This is a genomic window from Marisediminicola antarctica (assembly GCF_009930795.1).
Taxonomy (GTDB): domain Bacteria; phylum Actinomycetota; class Actinomycetes; order Actinomycetales; family Microbacteriaceae; genus Marisediminicola; species Marisediminicola antarctica.
Window position 1 is genome coordinate 977,123 of the sequence record NZ_CP017146.1, and the last position, 17,619, is coordinate 994,741.

General features: G+C 68.1%; 22 protein-coding genes. 21 read left to right on the forward strand and 1 reads right to left on the reverse strand.

Annotation, left to right across the window (positions count from 1 at the left end):
- Nucleotides 1-261: 261 nt before the first annotated feature.
- Nucleotides 262-1,029 carry an IclR family transcriptional regulator gene (locus BHD05_RS04615; RefSeq protein WP_161885393.1) on the reverse strand — a complete coding sequence of 256 codons (768 nt, stop codon included), beginning with the start codon at nt 1,027-1,029 and terminating at the stop codon, nt 262-264.
- A gap of 79 nt (nt 1,030-1,108) precedes the next feature.
- Between BHD05_RS04615 and hutH the strand changes: the two genes are divergently transcribed.
- The 21 genes from hutH to rpsH all read left to right on the forward strand — a co-directional run bounded on the left by hutH (nt 1,109) and on the right by rpsH (nt 17,619).
- Nucleotides 1,109-2,683, forward strand: coding sequence for a histidine ammonia-lyase (gene hutH, locus BHD05_RS04620; RefSeq protein WP_161885394.1), 1,575 nt, complete (start codon nt 1,109-1,111; stop codon nt 2,681-2,683).
- 124 nt (nt 2,684-2,807) lie between these two features.
- Complete coding sequence (gene hutU, locus BHD05_RS04625) at nt 2,808-4,463, forward strand: urocanate hydratase (RefSeq protein WP_161885395.1); 1,656 nt, start codon at nt 2,808-2,810, stop codon at nt 4,461-4,463.
- Nucleotides 4,464-4,548: 85 nt separating this feature from the next.
- The gene (locus tag BHD05_RS04630) at nt 4,549-5,433 is read left to right on the forward strand and encodes an arginase family protein (RefSeq protein ID WP_161885396.1); all 885 of its coding nucleotides are present in this window, start codon (nt 4,549-4,551) and stop codon (nt 5,431-5,433) included.
- Nucleotides 5,418-6,944, forward strand: a complete 1,527-nt coding sequence (locus BHD05_RS04635; protein ID WP_236966649.1) for an amidohydrolase family protein — start codon at nt 5,418-5,420, stop codon at nt 6,942-6,944. Before BHD05_RS04630 ends, BHD05_RS04635 begins: the two co-directional genes overlap by 16 nt.
- A gap of 209 nt (nt 6,945-7,153) precedes the next feature.
- Entirely contained in the window at nt 7,154-8,122 is a 969-nt protein-coding gene (locus BHD05_RS04640; protein ID WP_161885397.1) for a DNA topoisomerase IB, read from the forward strand.
- A 103-nt stretch (nt 8,123-8,225) separates the two neighbouring features.
- Entirely contained in the window at nt 8,226-9,203 is a 978-nt protein-coding gene (locus BHD05_RS04645) for a hypothetical protein (RefSeq protein WP_161885398.1), read from the forward strand.
- Between the two features lie 1,140 nt (nt 9,204-10,343).
- Nucleotides 10,344-10,652 (forward strand): 30S ribosomal protein S10, encoded by a 309-nt coding sequence (gene rpsJ / locus BHD05_RS04650; protein ID WP_147783478.1) that lies wholly within the window; start codon nt 10,344-10,346, stop codon nt 10,650-10,652.
- A 10-nt stretch (nt 10,653-10,662) separates the two neighbouring features.
- Nucleotides 10,663-11,313, forward strand: a complete 651-nt coding sequence (gene rplC / locus BHD05_RS04655) for a 50S ribosomal protein L3 (protein WP_161885399.1) — start codon at nt 10,663-10,665, stop codon at nt 11,311-11,313.
- A 3-nt stretch (nt 11,314-11,316) separates the two neighbouring features.
- Entirely contained in the window at nt 11,317-12,048 is a 732-nt protein-coding gene (gene rplD / locus BHD05_RS04660) for a 50S ribosomal protein L4 (RefSeq protein ID WP_161885400.1), read from the forward strand.
- Nucleotides 12,045-12,344 carry a 50S ribosomal protein L23 gene (rplW, locus tag BHD05_RS04665; RefSeq protein WP_161885401.1) on the forward strand — a complete coding sequence of 100 codons (300 nt, stop codon included), beginning with the start codon at nt 12,045-12,047 and terminating at the stop codon, nt 12,342-12,344. The genes rplD and rplW overlap by 4 nt, the downstream gene beginning before the upstream one ends.
- A 16-nt stretch (nt 12,345-12,360) precedes the next feature.
- Nucleotides 12,361-13,200 carry a 50S ribosomal protein L2 gene (gene rplB, locus BHD05_RS04670; protein WP_161885402.1) on the forward strand — a complete coding sequence of 280 codons (840 nt, stop codon included), beginning with the start codon at nt 12,361-12,363 and terminating at the stop codon, nt 13,198-13,200.
- A gap of 12 nt (nt 13,201-13,212) precedes the next feature.
- Nucleotides 13,213-13,494 carry a 30S ribosomal protein S19 gene (gene rpsS / locus BHD05_RS04675; protein ID WP_161885403.1) on the forward strand — a complete coding sequence of 94 codons (282 nt, stop codon included), beginning with the start codon at nt 13,213-13,215 and terminating at the stop codon, nt 13,492-13,494.
- A gap of 27 nt (nt 13,495-13,521) precedes the next feature.
- The gene (rplV, locus tag BHD05_RS04680; protein ID WP_161885404.1) at nt 13,522-13,926 is read left to right on the forward strand and encodes a 50S ribosomal protein L22; all 405 of its coding nucleotides are present in this window, start codon (nt 13,522-13,524) and stop codon (nt 13,924-13,926) included.
- Nucleotides 13,926-14,717 (forward strand): 30S ribosomal protein S3, encoded by a 792-nt coding sequence (gene rpsC / locus BHD05_RS04685; protein ID WP_161885405.1) that lies wholly within the window; start codon nt 13,926-13,928, stop codon nt 14,715-14,717. Before rplV ends, rpsC begins: the two co-directional genes overlap by 1 nt.
- Nucleotides 14,717-15,136, forward strand: a complete 420-nt coding sequence (gene rplP, locus BHD05_RS04690; RefSeq protein WP_161885406.1) for a 50S ribosomal protein L16 — start codon at nt 14,717-14,719, stop codon at nt 15,134-15,136. The genes rpsC and rplP overlap by 1 nt, the downstream gene beginning before the upstream one ends.
- On the forward strand, nt 15,136-15,480 hold the full coding sequence (gene rpmC, locus BHD05_RS04695; protein ID WP_161885407.1) for a 50S ribosomal protein L29: 345 nt from the start codon (nt 15,136-15,138) through the stop codon (nt 15,478-15,480). The genes rplP and rpmC overlap by 1 nt, the downstream gene beginning before the upstream one ends.
- Nucleotides 15,480-15,794, forward strand: coding sequence for a 30S ribosomal protein S17 (gene rpsQ / locus BHD05_RS04700; protein WP_161885408.1), 315 nt, complete (start codon nt 15,480-15,482; stop codon nt 15,792-15,794). The genes rpmC and rpsQ overlap by 1 nt, the downstream gene beginning before the upstream one ends.
- A gap of 32 nt (nt 15,795-15,826) precedes the next feature.
- Nucleotides 15,827-16,195, forward strand: coding sequence for a 50S ribosomal protein L14 (gene rplN, locus BHD05_RS04705; protein WP_161885409.1), 369 nt, complete (start codon nt 15,827-15,829; stop codon nt 16,193-16,195).
- A 2-nt stretch (nt 16,196-16,197) separates the two neighbouring features.
- Nucleotides 16,198-16,548, forward strand: coding sequence for a 50S ribosomal protein L24 (gene rplX, locus BHD05_RS04710; protein WP_161885410.1), 351 nt, complete (start codon nt 16,198-16,200; stop codon nt 16,546-16,548).
- Nucleotides 16,548-17,141 (forward strand): 50S ribosomal protein L5, encoded by a 594-nt coding sequence (rplE, locus tag BHD05_RS04715; protein ID WP_161885411.1) that lies wholly within the window; start codon nt 16,548-16,550, stop codon nt 17,139-17,141. The genes rplX and rplE overlap by 1 nt, the downstream gene beginning before the upstream one ends.
- A 79-nt stretch (nt 17,142-17,220) precedes the next feature.
- The gene (gene rpsH / locus BHD05_RS04720) at nt 17,221-17,619 is read left to right on the forward strand and encodes a 30S ribosomal protein S8 (RefSeq protein WP_161885412.1); all 399 of its coding nucleotides are present in this window, start codon (nt 17,221-17,223) and stop codon (nt 17,617-17,619) included.

Consider the following 17,619-nt stretch of genomic DNA (forward strand, 5'->3'; position numbering starts at 1 on the left):
GGTTCGGGTGGTCGTCGAGCCTCGCGCACGCTGGTTCGCGTGGTCGTCGAGCCTCGCGCATGGGTGTTGCATGCTCACGGGGCCTCGCGGATGCGTGTCCGCCAGCATCCGTGGGGCTGCAGGTGTTCAGTGGGGACGTGCCCGGTGGTGACGTAGCCGAGGTGTTTCGGGAGACACGCCGGTTTCGGTGGTCGCTCGACTCGGTGTGTCGCCGTTTCTCCTGTGTTGCGTGAGATCGGGCATCCATCCGGCCGAGCGCGCTCAGTGCCCGCCGAGCCGCGCGGTCAGCGCCGCCGACGCCGCGACGACCGCCGCGCCCAGCCGCGCGATGTCGTCTGGAGCCACGGCCGCGACGCTCAGGTAGGTCAGCCCGATCGCCGCCACCGGGTAGCCGTTGCGGTCGGTCGCCGTCGCCGCGACGGAGGAGTAGCCCTGCGTGATCTCGCCGTCCTCGGCCGCGAAGCCTCTCGACCTGGTCGCCGCGAGGATGTCGTCGAGCGCCCGCAGCGTCGTCGGACCGAGCCCGCGCCGCGTGACGAGCGACTCCCGATGCGGAAACAGCGCCCGCACCTGCCCGGCCGGCAGCGTCGCGAGCATCGACCGCCCGGTCGCGGTCAGGTGTGCGGGCAGCCGCACGCCGACGCTCGCGACCGTCGTTGGCGCGCGGTGGCCCGCGGCCTTGCTGACGTAGGAGACGTCCGACCCGTGCAGCACGCCAACCTGAGCGACCGCGGGCACGTCAACCTCGAGCACGAGTCGATCGATGAGCGGCTGGGCGAGCCTCCCCAGCCGGGTGGCACGCAGCACCGACGAGCCGATCTCCGACACGAGCGAGCCCAGCCCATAGGCGCGCAGCTCGGGATAGTGCACGACGTACCCCTCCTCCTGCATGACCCGGATGAGCTGGTACGTCGACGACCGCGGCAGCCCCAGGTCGCGCGCGATCGCGGATGCCCCGACCGGACCGCTCTGCCGGGCGAGGTGCGTCAGGATGCGCAGCGCGCCGCGCGCCGCAGGAATGTCGACCATCGCGCTCCAGTCTGGTATCCCAGACACTTTATCGCTCGGATGCCTCCCGCGGCAGCCCACCAAAACATCTAATGGGGACATGGATGCAACCACGATCACCAGGCACGCCGAGGTCACCCTCACCGCCGTCACCCTCACCGCCGCCGCCCCCACCTTCGCCGACGTCGTCGCCGTCGCCCGCCGCGGCGCGCACGTCGTCCTCGCCCCCGACGCCCTCGAGGCCATGGCAGCCTCCCGCGCGGTGATCGAGTCCCTTGCCGAAGACACCACCCCGCACTACGGCGTCTCCACCGGGTTCGGCGCCCTCGCGACGAGGTTCATCCCGCTGGAGAATCGCCTCGCGCTGCAGCGCTCCCTCATTCGCAGCCACGCCGCGAGCTCGGGCGCCGAGATCGAGCGCGAGGTCACCCGCGCCACGATGCTGCTGCGCCTGTCTACCCTCGCCACCGGCCGCACCGGTGTGCGACCGGTCGTCGCGGAGACCTACGCCGCGCTCCTCAACGCCGGCATCACCCCTGTCATCGGCGAATACGGCAGCCTCGGCTGCTCCGGCGACCTCGCCCCGTTGGCCCACTGCGCCCTCGCGGCGATGGGCGAGGGGGAGGTGCGCGACGAAACGGGACGGATGCTGCCGGCCGCCGACGCGCTCGCGGCAGCCGGCATCCGTCCGCTCGAGCTGCGCGAGAAGGAGGGCCTCGCGCTCATCAACGGCACCGATGGCATGCTCGGGATGCTCGTGCTCGCGATCACCGACCTCCGCGCGCTCGTGACGGCAGCCGACCTCGCTGCCGCGATGAGCGTGGAGGGGCTGCTCGGCAGCACCGCTGTGTTCGCGGCCGACCTGCAGGCGCTGCGGCCGCATCCTGGACAGGCGGATTCGGCCGCGAACATTCGCACCCTCCTCGCTGGGTCGCCGCTCGTCGCCTCCCACCAGACCGACGAGTGCACCCGCGTGCAGGACGCCTACTCGCTGCGCTGCGCCCCCCAGGTGCACGGGGCGGTGCGCGACACCATCGCCCACGCCGCCACCGTCGCCGGGCGGGAGCTCGCGAGCGCGATCGACAACCCCGTCGTCACGGTCGATCGGAGGGTCGAGTCGAACGGCAACTTTCACGGTGCCCCGATCGGCTACGTGCTCGACTTCCTCGCGATCGCCGTCGCCGACCTCGCGAGCATGAGCGAGCGGCGCACCGACCGATTTCTCGATCAGGCCCGCAGCGGCGGACTCAACCCGTTCCTCGCCGGTGACCCCGGCGTCGACTCGGGCCACATGATCGCCCAATACACGCAGGCGGGCATCGTGAGCGAGCTCAAGCGGCTCGCGGTTCCGGCGTCGGTCGACTCGATTCCGACCAGCGCCATGCAGGAGGACCACGTCTCGATGGGCTGGAGCGCCGCCCGCAAGCTGCGCCGGGGGGTCGACGGCCTCGCCCGTGTCGTCGCGATCGAGCTGCTCACCGCCGCACGCGGAATCGACATGCGCCGGATGCCGTCAGCGGCGAGCACCGCGGCGGTCATCAGTCGGCTGAGGGAGAACGTGCCGGGGCCCGGACCCGATCGCTACCTCGCTCCGGATATCCAGGCCGCGGTCGACCTCGTCGTGAGCGGTGAGCTGGTGGCCGCGGCGCGCGGGGTGGCGCCGGAGCTGGTGTAGCCCGGCCGCAGCCCACCCGCACCGCAGACCGCCCGCATCCGCCCGCCACCCGCACCGCAGACCGCCCGCCCGCATCCGCCCCGCCCCAACCGCACCGCACCGACCCCGAGAAGGAGACAGCCACATGTCCGCTCCCCGCCCTGTCCGCGCCGCCCGCGGCACCGCTCTGCAGACACTCGGCTGGCCGCAGGAGGCCGCGCTGCGGATGCTGCAGAACAACCTCGACCCGGAGGTGGCGGAGCATCCGGATGAGCTCGTCGTCTACGGCGGCACCGGCAAGGCCGCGCGCGACTGGGCCAGCTACGACGCGATCGTGCGCACCCTCACGACCCTGCGCGGCGACGAGACGATGCTCGTGCAGTCCGGACGTCCGGTCGGCGTGATGCAGACTCACGAGTGGGCGCCGCGGGTGCTGCTCGCGAACTCCAACCTCGTGGGCGACTGGGCCAACTGGGACGAGTTCCGCCGACTCGAGAAGCTCGGCCTCACGATGTACGGGCAGATGACCGCCGGGTCGTGGATCTACATCGGCACCCAGGGAATCCTGCAGGGCACCTTCGAGACCTTCGCCGCGGTCGCCGAGAAGCGCTTCGGCGGCACCCTCGCCGGAACCATCACCCTCACCGGCGGGCTCGGCGGCATGGGCGGGGCGCAGCCGCTCGCCGTCACGATGAACGATGGCGTCGCGATCGTCGTCGACGTCGACCCCAGCCGCATCGCCCGCCGCATCGAACACGGCTACCTCGACATCGAGGCGCGCTCTGTCGAGCACGCGCTCGAACTCGCGCTGGATGCCCGGGACGCACGCCGCCCCCTCTCGATCGGGGTGCTCGGCAACGCCGCCGCGGTGTTCCCCGACCTGCTCGCCCGCGGCGCCGAGATCGATATCGTCACCGACCAGACGAGCGCGCACGATCCGCTCGCCTACCTCCCGCTAGAGGTCAGCTTCGACCAGTGGCATCCGGCCCGCGAGGCCGACCCGATCGGGTTTGCGGATGCCGCCCGCCACTCGATGGCCCGCCAGGTCGAGGCGATGGTCGGCTTCCAGAGGGCGGGCGCCGAGGTCTTCGACTACGGCAACAACCTTCGCACCGAGGCGCGCACGGCCGGCTACGCGGACGCGTTCGCCTACCCCGGCTTCGTGCCCGCCTACATCCGTCCGCTGTTCGCGGAGGGCAAGGGGCCTTTCCGCTGGGCGGCGCTGAGCGGCGACCCGGCCGACATCGCCGCGACTGACCGCGCGGTGCTCGAGATGTTCCCCGAGAACCGGTCGTTGCAGAAGTGGATCCCGCTCGCGCAGAAGCGCGTGCACTTTCAGGGGCTGCCCGCCCGCATCTGCTGGCTCGGCTACGGAGAACGGGACCGCGCAGGGCTGCGCTTCAACGACATGGTGGCCTCGGGCGAGGTCGCCGCGCCGCTCGTCATCGGACGCGACCACCTCGACTCCGGCTCGGTCGCCTCGCCCTACCGCGAGACCGAGGCGATGAAGGACGGCTCCGACGCCATCGCCGACTGGCCGCTGCTCAATGCGCTGGTCAACACGGCATCCGGCGCCACCTGGGTGTCGATCCACCACGGCGGGGGAGTGGGAATCGGGCGCTCCATCCACGCCGGCCAGGTCACCGTCGCCGACGGCACCGCGCTCGCGGCGGAGAAGATCGCGCGGGTGCTCACCAACGACCCGGGAATGGGCGTGATCCGGCATGTCGACGCGGGCTACGGTGAGGCGATCGAGGTCGCCGAGCGGCTCGCGGTGCGCGTGCCGATGCGGGAGGGGTGATTGCCGTGCGGGTCCCGGGCGCGGATGCTGGTGCACGGGCGGTCTCGAGTTGTCGGGGCCGCTCGGGTCCAGTCGAGGAGCACTGATGGCTGAACTGTCCAACGATCCGCTCTGGCCGCGCGCCGGCGACTGGCCCGCCGGACGCGTCGGCGAGTACACCGACCTCGCGATCCTTGGCATCCCGACCTTCCGCACGTCGCTGTCGCCGAGCGGCGCCGGTGCGACCCCGACCGCCGTGCGCGCGGCGCTGCGCTACTACAGCGAGTGGGCGGGCGGCTCGCGCTGGCCGAGCATCGCCGACTGGGGCGACGTGCCAGATCCGGATGGTGACGGCGAGGCCGTCGCCGCCGCGGCCGCTCGTCTCGCCGCGCAGCACTCGTCCCTGCTCATCGTGCTCGGCGGCGACAACGCCGCGACCGTGCCCGCCGCCCTCGGTGCCTGGCACGACCGCCTCGACACCGCGGGGCTCGTCACCCTCGACGCCCACCATGACCTCCGCGATGGCGTGAGCAACGGCTCGCCCGTGCGCCGGCTGCTCGAGGCCGGACTCCACGGAACCCGGGTCGTGCAGATCGGCATCGCCGACTTCGCCAATTCCGCCCAGTACTCCCAGCGGGCCGCCGAGCTGGGGATCACCGTGATCACGCGGGGGGAGCTGGCACATCGACCCATCGCGGATGCCGTGGCCGAGGCAATCGAGATAGCCGGCGGGGCGGGCGGCCCAGTGCACGTCGACCTCGACGTCGACGTGTGCGACCGCGCGGTGGCGCCGGGCTGTCCGGCATCCGTTCCCGGGGGTATCTCGGCGGCGGAGCTGCGCACGGCAGCTCGGGCGGCGGGGCGGCATCCGCTGGTCGAGTCGATCGATCTGACCGAGGTGGATGCGACGGCGGACTCCGCGGACGGTCGCACCGTGCGCCTCGTCGCGCTGTGCGTGCTCGAGGCGGCGGCCGGATGGGCGGAGAGGTGAGCGTGGGTGGTGCGGCCGGCGCCGCTGGCGGCACCGTTGGCGGCGGCCGGATGGGCGGAGAGGTGAGCGTGGGTGGTGCGGCCGGCGCCGCTGGCGGCACCGTTGGCGGTGCCGTCGGCGGGTCCGTTGGCGGGGCCGGTTCGCGGTGGGGCGCGGCCGGTTCGGGATCCGGCGAGGCCGGTTGGGGATCCGGTGGGGCCGGTTCGGGAGCGCGCGCGGCCGGTTCGGGATCCGGCGAGGCGCGCCCCAGCATCCTGATCGAGAACATCGGCCTGCTCGTGACGCACGATGCCGAGCGCCCGGAGCGCAGCGGCGCCGCGATCGTGATCGAGAACGGACGTGTCGCGTGGGTGGGCGACTGGACAGGCGCCCCGGATGCCGACGAGCGCATCGACGCGGGCGGACGTTGCGCGATCCCCGGCTTCGTCGACAGCCACAGCCACCTCGTCTTCGGTGGCGACCGCGCCGCCGAGTTCGAGGCGCGGATGGCCGGGCGCCGGTACGAGGCGGGCGGCATCCGCTCCACAGTCGAAGCGACTCGAGCGGCGTCCGACGCACAGCTCCTCGCCGGCGCGCGGCGACTGCTCAGCGAGATGCGCGCGCAGGGAACCACGACGGTCGAGATCAAGAGCGGCTATGGGCTCACGGTGGCCGACGAGTGCCGCATCCTTTCGCTCGCTCGCACGCTCACCGCCGAGACTACGTACCTCGGGGCGCACGTGGTGCCCGCCGACTACTCCGGGAGGCGCGACGACTACGTCGCCCTTGTGGAGGGGGAGATGCTCGACGCCTGCGCGCCGCACTCCCGCTGGATCGACGTGTTCATCGATGACGGCGCCTTCACGGTTGACGAGGCGCGCTCGATACTCACGGCCGGCATCGCGCGGGGCCTCGGCGCACGGGTGCACGCGGGCCAGCTTGGGGTGTCGGGCGGCGTGCGCCTCGCCGTGGAGCTCGGCGCGGCGAGCGTGGACCACTGCACCTACCTCGCGGATGCCGATGTGGAGGCGCTCGCGGGGAGCGCGGGTGCGGGCGCGATGTCTCGGGACGCGGGAGGGAGCGCGGGTGCGGGTGCGGTGTCTCGGGACGCGGGAGGCACGGGCGCGGCGGCCGATGCCGCTGGGGTCGGCGCGGTCTGGGCCGGTACTGTCGCCACGCTGCTGCCCGGCGTGGAGTTCTCGACGCGGTCCCCGTATCCGGATGCCCGCAGACTGCTCGACGCCGGTGTGCGAGTCGCCCTCGCGAGCGACTGCAACCCCGGGTCGAGCTACACGAGCTCGATGCCGTTCTGCATCGCGCTCGCGGTGCGTGAGATGGGCATGACTGCCGCCGAGGCGGTACGGGCCGCGACCCTCGGCGGGGCCCAGGCGCTCCGCCGGACCGATATCGGACACCTCCGCGTGGGCGCCGCCGCCGACATAGTGCTGCTCGATGCCCCGAGCTACGTGCACCTCGCCTATCGTCCGGGCGTTCCCCTCGTACATCGCGTAATCGCGTCGAGTACGGAGTAGTGGTCGCTGGGTCGCCACACGGGGCGACCACAACTCCGTACTCGGCGACACGGCGCTCGCGACAGCTCGCCGAAGCTGGCGCTGTATCCGAAACCGGCGCTGCCGCTGCCGCTCAAGCGGCCGCTGCCGCTCGAGCCGGCGCCCCTGCATCCGCCCCTGCATCCGCCCCAGCATCCGCATCCGCCCCCCGCATCACGTACCGTGGACGAATGCCGAGGCTTCGTCGCAGTGACTCCTCCGGTGCCGGGCTGCGGCGGGTGCGTGCCGGGCGCGGTTTCTCCTACAAGGACGTCGACGGACGCCCGATCACCGACCCAGACCTTCGCGCCCGCATCGAGCACCTCGCGATCCCGCCCGCCTGGACCGACGTCTGGATCGCGCCGTACCCGAACGGCCACGTGCAGGCGACGGGCATCGACGCTGCCGGACGCCGCCAGTACATCTATCATCCGACCTGGCGCGAGCAAAAGGACCGCATCAAGTTCGACCGGGCGCTGCGCCTGGCCGAATCGCTTCCCACGGCCCGCCGCCGGGTGACGATCGACCTTCGTGGCGACGAACCCACCAAGCAGCGGACGCTTGCGGCGGCGTTCCGGATGCTGGACACGGGGTCGCTCCGCGTCGGGTCCGAGAGGTACGCCGAGTCGAACGGGAGCCACGGGCTATCGACGCTGCTGTGCGCGCACGCGTTGGTGAGTGGATCGACGGTATCGCTGAGCTTTCCGGCGAAGAGCGGGCAGCCGTGGGAATCCGACATCACCGACGCCGACCTCGCCACCGTCGTGCGGTCGCTCAAGCGGCGGGGCCCGCGCGCCCGGCTGCTCGCGTACCGCGCGGATGACGGCTGGCATCCAATCTCCGCGGAGGAGATCAACGACTACGTGCGGGAGCAGACCGGGGGAGAGTTCACGGCGAAGGACTTCCGCACCCTGCGCGGCACGGTCGCCGCCGCCGTGAGCCTGGCGAAGCACGGCGCGGAGGGCACCAAGTCCCCCAGGTCGAAGGCGCTCGCGCAGGCGATGCGGGATGCTGCGGAGGTGCTGGGCAACACCCCCGCGATAGCCAGGTCGAGCTACGTCGACCCGCGCGTGGTGGACCACTACAACGCCGGGAACACGATCGACCCGGCGCGAACCGAATCGGCGGAGTCGGAGCTGCGCGCACTGCTGTTCCGGTAGTGGGGGAGCGCTGAGCTCCTGCACAGCCTCGTGCCGCGCAGTGAAATGCCACCGACTGCCCAGACAGCAGCCCTCGGACTCGGGCGTGGGCGAGAGTGAAGCAATGACTGCATCCGATCACACCCGGGCGGCCGACGGCCTGCTGTTCGCGTCAGAACTCACGCGCGGGTTCGGCACCGATCTGCGGCCGCGGGGACTGATCCGCGCTGGGCGGTTGTATCGCGTCGCTCGAGGTCAGTACATCGACGCGACCGCGTGGGCGAATCTCACGGCCGACGACCGGTATGTCGTTCGGGTCGCCGGTGCTGCGCGGGCGCGAAGTGCTTCCATGGTCGTCTCGCACCAGTCAGCGGCGGCGCTTTGGGGACTGCCGCTACTCGACGGGCGCACGGCGGACGTCCACTTCACGATTGAGCGCGCCTCGGGCGGGCGGTCGGATCCGGGCATCCGGAAGCACGCTGTCGGCATCGATGCCGAGGACGTTGTGACGCTCGACGGTCTCCTCGTGACCTCCATCGCGCGAACAGTCGTCGATATCGCGGCAACTCTCGACCTCACGGCCGCGGTCGTTGTCGCCGATCGCGCACTCCACCTCGATCGCTTTGGTCATGAGGCGCCGCTCGCGACGCGAGAAGAACTGTTCGGGGTGATCGAGCGGTCGCTGCCGCTTCGGGGATCGGTCCGAGCTCGAGCGGTAATCGCCTTCGGCACCCACCTGTCGGGCTCGCCCGGGGAATCCGCGAGTCGAGTCAACATCGCTCTCAACGGATTTCCCGAGCCGGTCCTCCAGCAGACATTCACGATCGACGGTCGGGAATACGACACCGACTTCTATTGGAGGGAGCAGGACGCAATCGGCGAGAGCGACGGCAGGGGCAAATACTTTGAGGCGCGTTATCGCCGTGGTCGGTCGCCAGAAGACGTCCACTTTGCGGAGAAGACGCGGGAGGATGCGCTCCGTCGAAAGGTGCGCGCGTTCACCCGGTGGGACTTCCAGACGGGGATGAGTCAGCAGCGACTCAGGCGGCGGCTCCTTGAACTCGACCTGCCGGTCGGGCGGCCGCGACTGCTGCGTCACTGAAACGAGCTATCGCGCACCGGCCGGCGGTACTCCAGGCGAGGATGCGCGTCGCGCGCTGCTGAGCGCTGGCCGCGCACGGCCGGGAGGCGGCGTGCATCCGGTGTCCGACGCAATGATGCGCTCGTGCGCCGCTTTGCGGGTGCTCTTGTGTGGCGCGTTGTGGGCACCCTCGTGCGCGCTCGAGGAGAGGGAGTTGAGCCCGGATGCGATGCTGCGGGCGCCGCGCCCGGTTGCGCGGCAGTAACGCGCAAACGCGGGTGTTCGCGCGGCACGCGGGGTAGGCGCGGGTGTGCGGGTGGCCGGCCACCCGCGAAGTCGCGCGGCACCCGCGTGTGAGCGTCGGACACCCGACGCGGCCTGTGCTGCGCGGGAGTAACGCGCTTGCGCGGGCTGCGGATGCCCGACGCGGCCGGTGCTGCGCGGCACCTACGCGCTGGCGCGGGCGGTGTGTGCTCGCGCGGGCGGTGTGTGCTCGCGCGGGCCTATGCGCTCGCGGCCTATGCGCTCGCGCGAGAGCCGCGGATGCTGTGGGCGCCGTGCCCGGTTACGCGGCAGCAACGCGCGAACGCGGGTGTTCGCGCGGCACGCGGGGCAGGCGCGGGTGCGCGGGTGGCCGGCCACCCGCGAAGGTGCGCAGCACCCGCGTGTGAGCGTCGGGTGCTGGGGGCGCCGCGCCCGGTTACGCGGCAGCAACGCGCGAACGCGGGTGTTCGCGCGGCACGCGGGGCAGGCGCGGGTGCGCGGGTGGCCGGCCACCCGCGAAGGTGCGCAGCACCCGCGTGGGAGTGCCGGATGCACGACACGCCCAACGCGACACGCCCGGGTTGCAGCACACCCGAGACTGTGGCAAACTCTCCTAGTTCAACACTTTCGGATTTACGAATCCGGATCACTGCCAGGCAGTGCATAGAGCTGAGGCCACGGGCCCGGTTCTAGGCCGCGGGTAGCAGAACACAACACATCCGAAACTCAAGACTCGTGCGGTAACGCGTGTGTCCGTGAGGGCGACACGCCCGAGCGCGGGGGTCGGTGAGACTCAAGCAGTAATTGACACCAAAACAGTGGTGCGACAGCGACAGCTGAGCAAACCAAGCATCCAATAGCCCAGAGCCACGATGCATTAAAGAGAGTGAGTCACACATGGCGGGACAGAAGATCCGCATTCGACTTAAGTCGTATGACCACGAGGTCATTGACAGCTCGGCGCGCAAGATCGTTGACACGGTCACACGTGCCGGCGCGACGGTCGTTGGCCCGGTGCCCCTTCCTACTGAGAAGAACGTGATCGTCGTGATCCGTTCACCTCACAAGTACAAGGACAGCCGCGAGCACTTCGAGAAGCGCACCCACAAGCGTCTGATCGACATCATTGACCCGACGCCGAAGGCCGTCGACTCGCTCATGCGACTCGACCTGCCCGCCGACGTCAACATCGAGATCAAGCTCTAGGAGGCTCCGGATGTCTATCACCAAGACAAGCAAGGGCCTGCTGGGCAAGAAGCTCGGCATGACCCAGGTCTGGGACGAGAACAACAAGCTCATCCCGGTCACCGTCATCGAGATCAGCCCCAACGTCGTGACGCAGCTGCGCACGCCCGAGATCGACGGCTACTCTGCCGTTCAGATCGCGTACGGCCAGATCGACCCGCGCAAGGTCAACAAGCCCATCACCGGTCACTTCGACAAGGCCGGCGTCACGCCTCGCCGTCACGTGACCGAGGTTCGCACCGCGGATGCCGCCGAGTACACGCTCGGACAGGAAATCGCGGTCGACATCTTCGAGGCCGGCCAGAAGGTCGACGTCGTCGGTACCTCCAAGGGCAAGGGCTTCGCCGGCGTCATGAAGCGTCACAACTTCAAGGGCGTCAGCTCGTCGCACGGTTCGCACCGTAACCACCGCAAGCCCGGCTCCATCGGCGCCTCCTCGACCCCCAGCCGCGTCTTCAAAGGCATGCGCATGGCCGGTCGTATGGGTGGCGAGCGCGTCACCGCGATGAACCTCAAGGTTCACGCGGTCGACCTCGACAAGGGCCTCGTCCTGGTCAAGGGTGCTGTTCCCGGAGCCCGCGGCCGCATCGTTTTCGTTCGCAACGCAGTGAAGGGGGCGTAACGCATGGCTGAATCAAACGCCACGCTCGACGTCATCGACTCGAAGGGCAAGAAGGTCGACACCGTCGAGCTTCCCGCCGAGACCTTCGATGTCCAGACCAACATCCCGCTGATCCACCAGGTCGTCGTCGCCCAGCGTGCAGCCGCACGCCAGGGAACGCACAAGACCAAGGGTCGCGGCGAGGTGTCCGGCGCCGGCCGCAAGCCGTTCAAGCAGAAGGGAACCGGTCGCGCCCGCCAGGGCTCGATCCGCGCACCCCAGATGACCGGTGGTGGCATCGTCCACGGGCCGACGCCGCGTGACTATGCGCAGCGCACCCCGAAGAAGATGATCGCCGCGGCGCTCAAGGGCGCACTGTCCGACCGCGCCCGCGGTGGACGCGTGCACGTCGTCGATGTGCTCGCCGTCGGAGATGTTCCGTCGACCAAGACCATCGTCGAGCTGCTCGCCAGCATCGCCACGAGCAAGCACGTTCTGATCGTGCTGACCCGTGACGACGAGCTGAGCGCCAAGAGCGTTCGCAACATCCCGTCCGTCCACGTGCTTCCGTACGACCAGCTCAACGCGTACGACGTTCTCGTCTCCGACGACATCGTCTTCACGAAGGCTGCTTTCGATGGCTTCGTCGCCGGCCCCGTTGCCTCGAAGAAGGTCAAGGAAGACGCGATGAGCAGCGGCAAGAAGCGCGTCAGCCCCGAAAAGGCCACCGCCGAGAAGGAGAAGGTCAGCGCATGACCGGAACGTACAAAGACCCGCGCGACATCATTCTGTCGCCCGTCGTCTCCGAGAAGAGCTACGGCCTCATCGACATGGGCAAGTACACGTTCGTCGTGGACCCCCGTGCCAACAAGACCGAGATCAAGCTGGCGATCGAAAAGATCTTCGGCGTCGAGGTCGCATCGATCAACACCCTGAACAAAAAGGGCAAGACGAGGCGCACCAAGTTCGGCCAGGGCAAGCGCAAGGACACCAAGCGCGCCATTGTCTCGCTGAAGTCCGGATCCATCGACATCTTCACGGCTGTCGGCTAGGGAAAAGGGATAATCCATGGCAATTCGTAAGTACAAGCCCACGACCCCGGGTCGTCGCGGATCCTCGGTAGCAGATTTTGCCGAGATCACCCGTTCGACGCCGGAGAAGTCGCTCCTTCGCCCGCTGCCCAAGACCGGTGGACGTAACAACGCCGGCCGCATCACGACCCGTCACATCGGTGGTGGCCACAAGCGCCAGTACCGCGTCATTGACTTCAAGCGCAATGACAAAGACGGCGTGAATGCCAAGGTCGCGGAGATCGAGTACGACCCCAACCGCACCGCGCGCATCGCGCTCCTGCACTACTTCGACGGCTCGAAGCGTTACATCATCGCGCCGAACAAGCTGAGCCAGGGCGACATCGTCGAGTCGGGCGCATCCGCCGACATCAAGCCGGGCAACAACCTGCCGCTGAAGAACATCCCCACGGGAACCGTTATTCACGCGATCGAGTTGAAGCCGGGCGGCGGCGCCAAGATGGCCCGTTCCGCCGGAGCATCCGTGCGACTCGTCGCCAAGGATGGCCCCTACGCGCAGCTCCGTCTGCCGTCGGGTGAAATCCGCAACGTGGATGCCCGCTGCCGCGCCACCATCGGCGAGGTCGGCAACGCCGAACAGTCGAACATCAACTGGGGAAAGGCCGGCCGTATGCGCTGGAAGGGCGTACGCCCGACCGTGCGTGGTGTGGCCATGAACCCGGTCGACCACCCACACGGTGGTGGAGAGGGCAAGACCTCCGGTGGACGCCACCCAGTCAGCCCGTGGGGCCAGAAAGAAGGTCGCACTCGCCACATCAACAAAGAGTCCGACAAGCTCATCGTTCGTCGCCGCAATGCCGGCAAGAAGCGCAAGTAGGAGTTGTAGAGGATGCCACGCAGTCTCAAGAAGGGCCCCTTCGTTGACGACCACCTGCTTCGCAAGGTAGTCGGCGCGAACGCCGCCAGCAGCAAGAACGTGATCAAGACCTGGTCGCGCCGCTCGATGATCATCCCGGCAATGCTGGGTCACACCATCGCGGTGCACGACGGTCGCAAGCACATCCCGGTGTTCGTCACCGAGACCATGGTTGGGCACAAGCTCGGAGAGTTTGCCCCCACCCGCACCTTCCGTGGACACGTGAAGGACGACAAGAAGGGTCGCCGCCGCTAACGCGGTGGCGTAAGGAGGAGCAGAGAAATGGTTGAATCCATCGCTCGCGTGAAGCACATTCGCGTCACCCCCACCAAGGCTCGTCGTGTCGTCAACATGATCCGCGGCAAGCAGGCTATGGAGGCCTTGGCCATCCTGAAGTTCGCCCCCCAGGGTGCGAGCGAGCCGGTGTACAAGCTCGTCGCTTCGGCGATGGCGAACGCCAAGGTGAAAGCCGACGCAAGCAACAGCTACCTGGACGAGCAGGACCTGTTCGTCTCGTCGGCCTACGTCGACGAGGGCACAACGCTCAAGCGTTTCCAGCCCCGTGCACAGGGACGCGCGTTCCAGATCCTGAAGCGCACCAGTCACATCACGATCGTCCTGGCCACGCCAGATGAGACGGCCGACGTGACCGGTGCAGCGCAGCCGAAGAAGGCAGGAAAGAAGTAATGGGCCAGAAAGTAAATCCCTACGGCTTCCGTCTGGGTATCACCACCGACCACGTGTCGCGTTGGTTCTCTGACAGCACGAAGGTCGGACAGCGCTACAGCGACTACGTCGCCGAAGACATCAAGATCCGCAACCTGCTCAAGACGAGTCTCGACCGCGCCGGAGTGGCGCGCATCGAGATCGAGCGCACCCGTGACCGCGTTCGCGTCGACATTCACACTGCCCGTCCGGGCATTGTGATCGGTCGCCGTGGCGCCGAGGCGGAGCGAATTCGCACCGACCTCGAGAAGCTCTCGGGCAAGCAGATCCAGCTGAACATCCTCGAGGTGAAGAACCCCGAGGCCGAAGCTCAGCTCGTCGCCCAGGGAATCGCCGAGCAGCTCACCGCTCGCGTGGCGTTCCGCCGCGCGATGCGCAAGGGCCTCCAGGGCGCCCAGCGCGCTGGAGCCAAGGGTGTCCGCATCCAGGTTTCCGGTCGCCTCGGCGGCGCGGAGATGAGCCGCTCGGAGTTCTACCGGGAGGGTCGCGTTCCGCTGCACACCCTGCGCGCCAACATCGACTACGGCTTCTACGAGGCCAAGACGACGTTCGGCCGCATTGGCGTGAAGGTCTGGATCTACAAGGGCGACATCACCAACAAGGAGCTTGCTCGCGAGCAGGCCAACGCCAAGTCCTCGCGTCCGGACCGCCGCGACGACCGCCGTGACGGCGGCCGTGATGGTGGACCGCGTCGCGGTGCCGCAGCTCCGAGAACCGAAGCTGCCCCGGCAGCAGTGGGAGCAGAAAAGTAATGTTGATTCCCCGCAAGGTCAAGCACCGCAAGCAGCACCACCCCGGCCGTAGTGGCCAGGCGACTGGTGGCACGACGGTTTCGTTCGGCGAGTACGGCATCCAGGCACTCACCCCCGCCTATGTCACCAACCGCCAGATCGAGGCCGCCCGTATTGCGATGACGCGTCACGTCAAGCGTGGCGGGAAGGTGTGGATCAATATCTACCCCGACCGCCCGCTCACCAAGAAGCCCGCCGAGACCCGCATGGGTTCGGGTAAGGGTTCCCCCGAGTGGTGGATCGCCAACGTCAAGCCGGGACGCGTGCTCTTCGAGCTCAGCGGTGTTCCCGAGAATGTCGCGCGCGAAGCCCTCACCCGGGCCATTCATAAGCTGCCCCTCAAGGCACGCATCATCAAGCGCGAGGAGGGCGACGCATAATGGCGATCGGTTCCAAGGAGCTCGCCACAGTCGAGCTCGATACTTTTGAAGACGGCAGGCTCGTCGACGAACTCAAGAAGGCCAAGGAAGAGCTGTTCAACCTGCGCTTCCAGTCGGCCACGGGACAGTTGGAGAGCCACGGACGCCTGCGCGCCGTCAAGCGCGACATCGCCCGTATCTACACGGTGATCCACGAGCGCGAGCTCGGCATCCGTGCCACCCCTGCTCCGCTCGAGGTCGCCCCCAAGGCGACCAAGGCGAAGAAGAAGTCCAAGGCGGATGCCGCCGTAGAGGCGCCCGCCGACGAGGCAGCGTCCACTGACAAGAACGAGGAGGCGAAGTAATGGCTAAGACCACGGAAACTACCGCAGGCGAGCACGCCGCTCACGACGTCAAGGATGCGAACGCGCGCGGACAGCGCAAGGAGCGCCGCGGTTACGTGACCAGCGACAAGATGGAAAAGACCATCACCGTCGAGGTCGAGGACCGCGTCAAGCACCCGCTGTACGGCAAGGTCATCCGCCGCACGTCCAAGGTCAAGGTCCACGACGAGGCCAACTCGGCCGGTGTCGGAGACCTCGTGCTCATCAGTGAGACCCGTCCGCTCAGCGCCACGAAGCGCTGGCGCCTGGTCGAGATCCTCGAGAAGGCTAAGTAAGCCTCGGCTTGCTTAGAAAATAGGGACACAAGATGCTTCAGCAGGAATCCAGAGTCAAGGTTGCCGACAACAGCGGCGCCAAGATGCTGCTTACGATTCGCGTTCTCGGTGGCTCCGGCCGCCGCTATGCCGGCCTCGGCGACGTCATCGTCGCCACCGTCAAGGACGCCATCCCGGGCGGCAACGTCAAGAAGGGTGACGTCGTCAAGGCCGTCATCATTCGCACCAAGAAGGAGACGCGCCGTTCAGACGGTTCGTACATCAAGTTTGACGAGAACGCCGCCGTCATCCTGAAGGCTGATGGGGACCCCCGTGGTACCCGCATCTTCGGGCCGGTCGGCCGCGAGCTTCGTGACAAGAAGTTCATGAAGATCATCTCGCTCGCACCGGAGGTTATTTAATCATGGCGAACATCAAGAAGGGGGACCTGGTTCAGGTCCTCAACGGCCGCCGGCAGGATCGCGGCGGCGACCGCGGCAAGCAGGGGCGCGTCCTCGAGGTTCTCGTCGAGCGCAACCGCGTCATCGTCGAGGGAATCAACTTCGTCACCAAGCACGTTCGCGTCGGACAGACGCAGCGCGGCAGCAAGACCGGTGGCATCGAGCAGATGGAGGCACCGATCCACGTGTCCAACGTCGCCCTCGTCGACCCCAAGACCAAGAAGCCGACTCGCGTCGGCTTCCGCGTGGAGAAGAACGACGACGGCAAGACCGTGCGCGTTCGCTACGCCAAGAAGTCAGGTGAGGACCTGTAATGACTGACACAGCAACTGCGGAGGCCGCTGGCAAGATCCAGCCCCGTCTCAAGCAGAAGTACAAGACCGAGATCTCGGCCCAGCTGCTCAAGGACTTCGGCTTCACGAACGTGCACCAGGTGCCCGGACTCGTGAAGATCGTCGTCAACACGGGTGTCGGCGAGGCCGCGCGCGATGGCAAGGTTATCGATGGGGCCGTGAAGGACCTCACCGCGATCACGGGCCAGAAGCCGCAGATCACCGCCGCTCGCAAGTCGATCGCGCAGTTCAAGCTGCGCGAGGGCCAGCCGATCGGCGCCCACGTCACGCTTCGTGGCGATCGCGCCTGGGAGTTCCTCGACCGGCTCCTGTCGCTCGCGCTTCCGCGTATCCGCGACTTCCGCGGCCTGTCGGACAAGCAGTTCGACGGCCACGGCAACTACACCTTCGGCCTCACGGAGCAGGCAATGTTCCACGAGATCGATCAGGACAAGATCGACCGCGTTCGCGGTTTCGACATCACTGTCGTCACCACGGCGAAGAACGACGACGAGGGTCGCGCGCTGCTCAAGGCGCTCGGCTTCCCGTTCCGCACCGCAGAGAACACCCCGTAATACCCCTGCACCACCGATCGACCAGGTCGGCGCCCGCGTAACGGGCGTCGAAACCAGACGAGATTAGGAAACAAACGAAATGACAATGACAGATCCGGTCGCAGATCTGCTGACCCGACTGCGCAACGCGAACTCGGCGTACCACGATTCCGTGTCGCTCCCGAGCAGCAACCTCAAGTCCCACATCGCGGAGATCCTCAAGAAAGAGGGCTACATCTCCGGATGGAAGATCGAGGATGCCCGCGTCGGCAAGACCCTGACCATCGACCTGAAGTACGGCCCTAACCGCGAGCGTTCGATCGCGGGCATCAAGCGCGTATCGAAGCCCGGACTGCGCGTCTACGCCAAGTCCACGGAGATCCCTCACGTTCTCGGTGGCCTCGGCGTCGCGATCCTGTCGACTTCCTCTGGCCTCCTCACGGACCGCCAGGCAACTTCGAAAGGCGTGGGTGGGGAAGTCCTCGCCTACGTGTGGTAG

Bases quoted from the DNA above. Each gene is read 5' to 3' on its own strand.
- BHD05_RS04615 (WP_161885393.1), bottom strand. From the start codon at position 1,029: ATGGTCGACATTCCTGCGGCGCGCGGCGCGCTGCGCATCCTGACGCAC.
- hutH (WP_161885394.1), top strand. From the start codon at position 1,109: ATGGATGCAACCACGATCACCAGGCACGCCGAGGTCACCCTCACCGCC.
- hutU (WP_161885395.1), top strand. From the start codon at position 2,808: ATGTCCGCTCCCCGCCCTGTCCGCGCCGCCCGCGGCACCGCTCTGCAG.
- BHD05_RS04630 (WP_161885396.1), top strand. From the start codon at position 4,549: ATGGCTGAACTGTCCAACGATCCGCTCTGGCCGCGCGCCGGCGACTGG.
- BHD05_RS04635 (WP_236966649.1), top strand. From the start codon at position 5,418: ATGGGCGGAGAGGTGAGCGTGGGTGGTGCGGCCGGCGCCGCTGGCGGC.
- BHD05_RS04640 (WP_161885397.1), top strand. From the start codon at position 7,154: ATGCCGAGGCTTCGTCGCAGTGACTCCTCCGGTGCCGGGCTGCGGCGG.
- BHD05_RS04645 (WP_161885398.1), top strand. From the start codon at position 8,226: ATGACTGCATCCGATCACACCCGGGCGGCCGACGGCCTGCTGTTCGCG.
- rpsJ (WP_147783478.1), top strand. From the start codon at position 10,344: ATGGCGGGACAGAAGATCCGCATTCGACTTAAGTCGTATGACCACGAG.
- rplC (WP_161885399.1), top strand. From the start codon at position 10,663: ATGTCTATCACCAAGACAAGCAAGGGCCTGCTGGGCAAGAAGCTCGGC.
- rplD (WP_161885400.1), top strand. From the start codon at position 11,317: ATGGCTGAATCAAACGCCACGCTCGACGTCATCGACTCGAAGGGCAAG.
- rplW (WP_161885401.1), top strand. From the start codon at position 12,045: ATGACCGGAACGTACAAAGACCCGCGCGACATCATTCTGTCGCCCGTC.
- rplB (WP_161885402.1), top strand. From the start codon at position 12,361: ATGGCAATTCGTAAGTACAAGCCCACGACCCCGGGTCGTCGCGGATCC.
- rpsS (WP_161885403.1), top strand. From the start codon at position 13,213: ATGCCACGCAGTCTCAAGAAGGGCCCCTTCGTTGACGACCACCTGCTT.
- rplV (WP_161885404.1), top strand. From the start codon at position 13,522: ATGGTTGAATCCATCGCTCGCGTGAAGCACATTCGCGTCACCCCCACC.
- rpsC (WP_161885405.1), top strand. From the start codon at position 13,926: ATGGGCCAGAAAGTAAATCCCTACGGCTTCCGTCTGGGTATCACCACC.
- rplP (WP_161885406.1), top strand. From the start codon at position 14,717: ATGTTGATTCCCCGCAAGGTCAAGCACCGCAAGCAGCACCACCCCGGC.
- rpmC (WP_161885407.1), top strand. From the start codon at position 15,136: ATGGCGATCGGTTCCAAGGAGCTCGCCACAGTCGAGCTCGATACTTTT.
- rpsQ (WP_161885408.1), top strand. From the start codon at position 15,480: ATGGCTAAGACCACGGAAACTACCGCAGGCGAGCACGCCGCTCACGAC.
- rplN (WP_161885409.1), top strand. From the start codon at position 15,827: ATGCTTCAGCAGGAATCCAGAGTCAAGGTTGCCGACAACAGCGGCGCC.
- rplX (WP_161885410.1), top strand. From the start codon at position 16,198: ATGGCGAACATCAAGAAGGGGGACCTGGTTCAGGTCCTCAACGGCCGC.
- rplE (WP_161885411.1), top strand. From the start codon at position 16,548: ATGACTGACACAGCAACTGCGGAGGCCGCTGGCAAGATCCAGCCCCGT.
- rpsH (WP_161885412.1), top strand. From the start codon at position 17,221: ATGACAATGACAGATCCGGTCGCAGATCTGCTGACCCGACTGCGCAAC.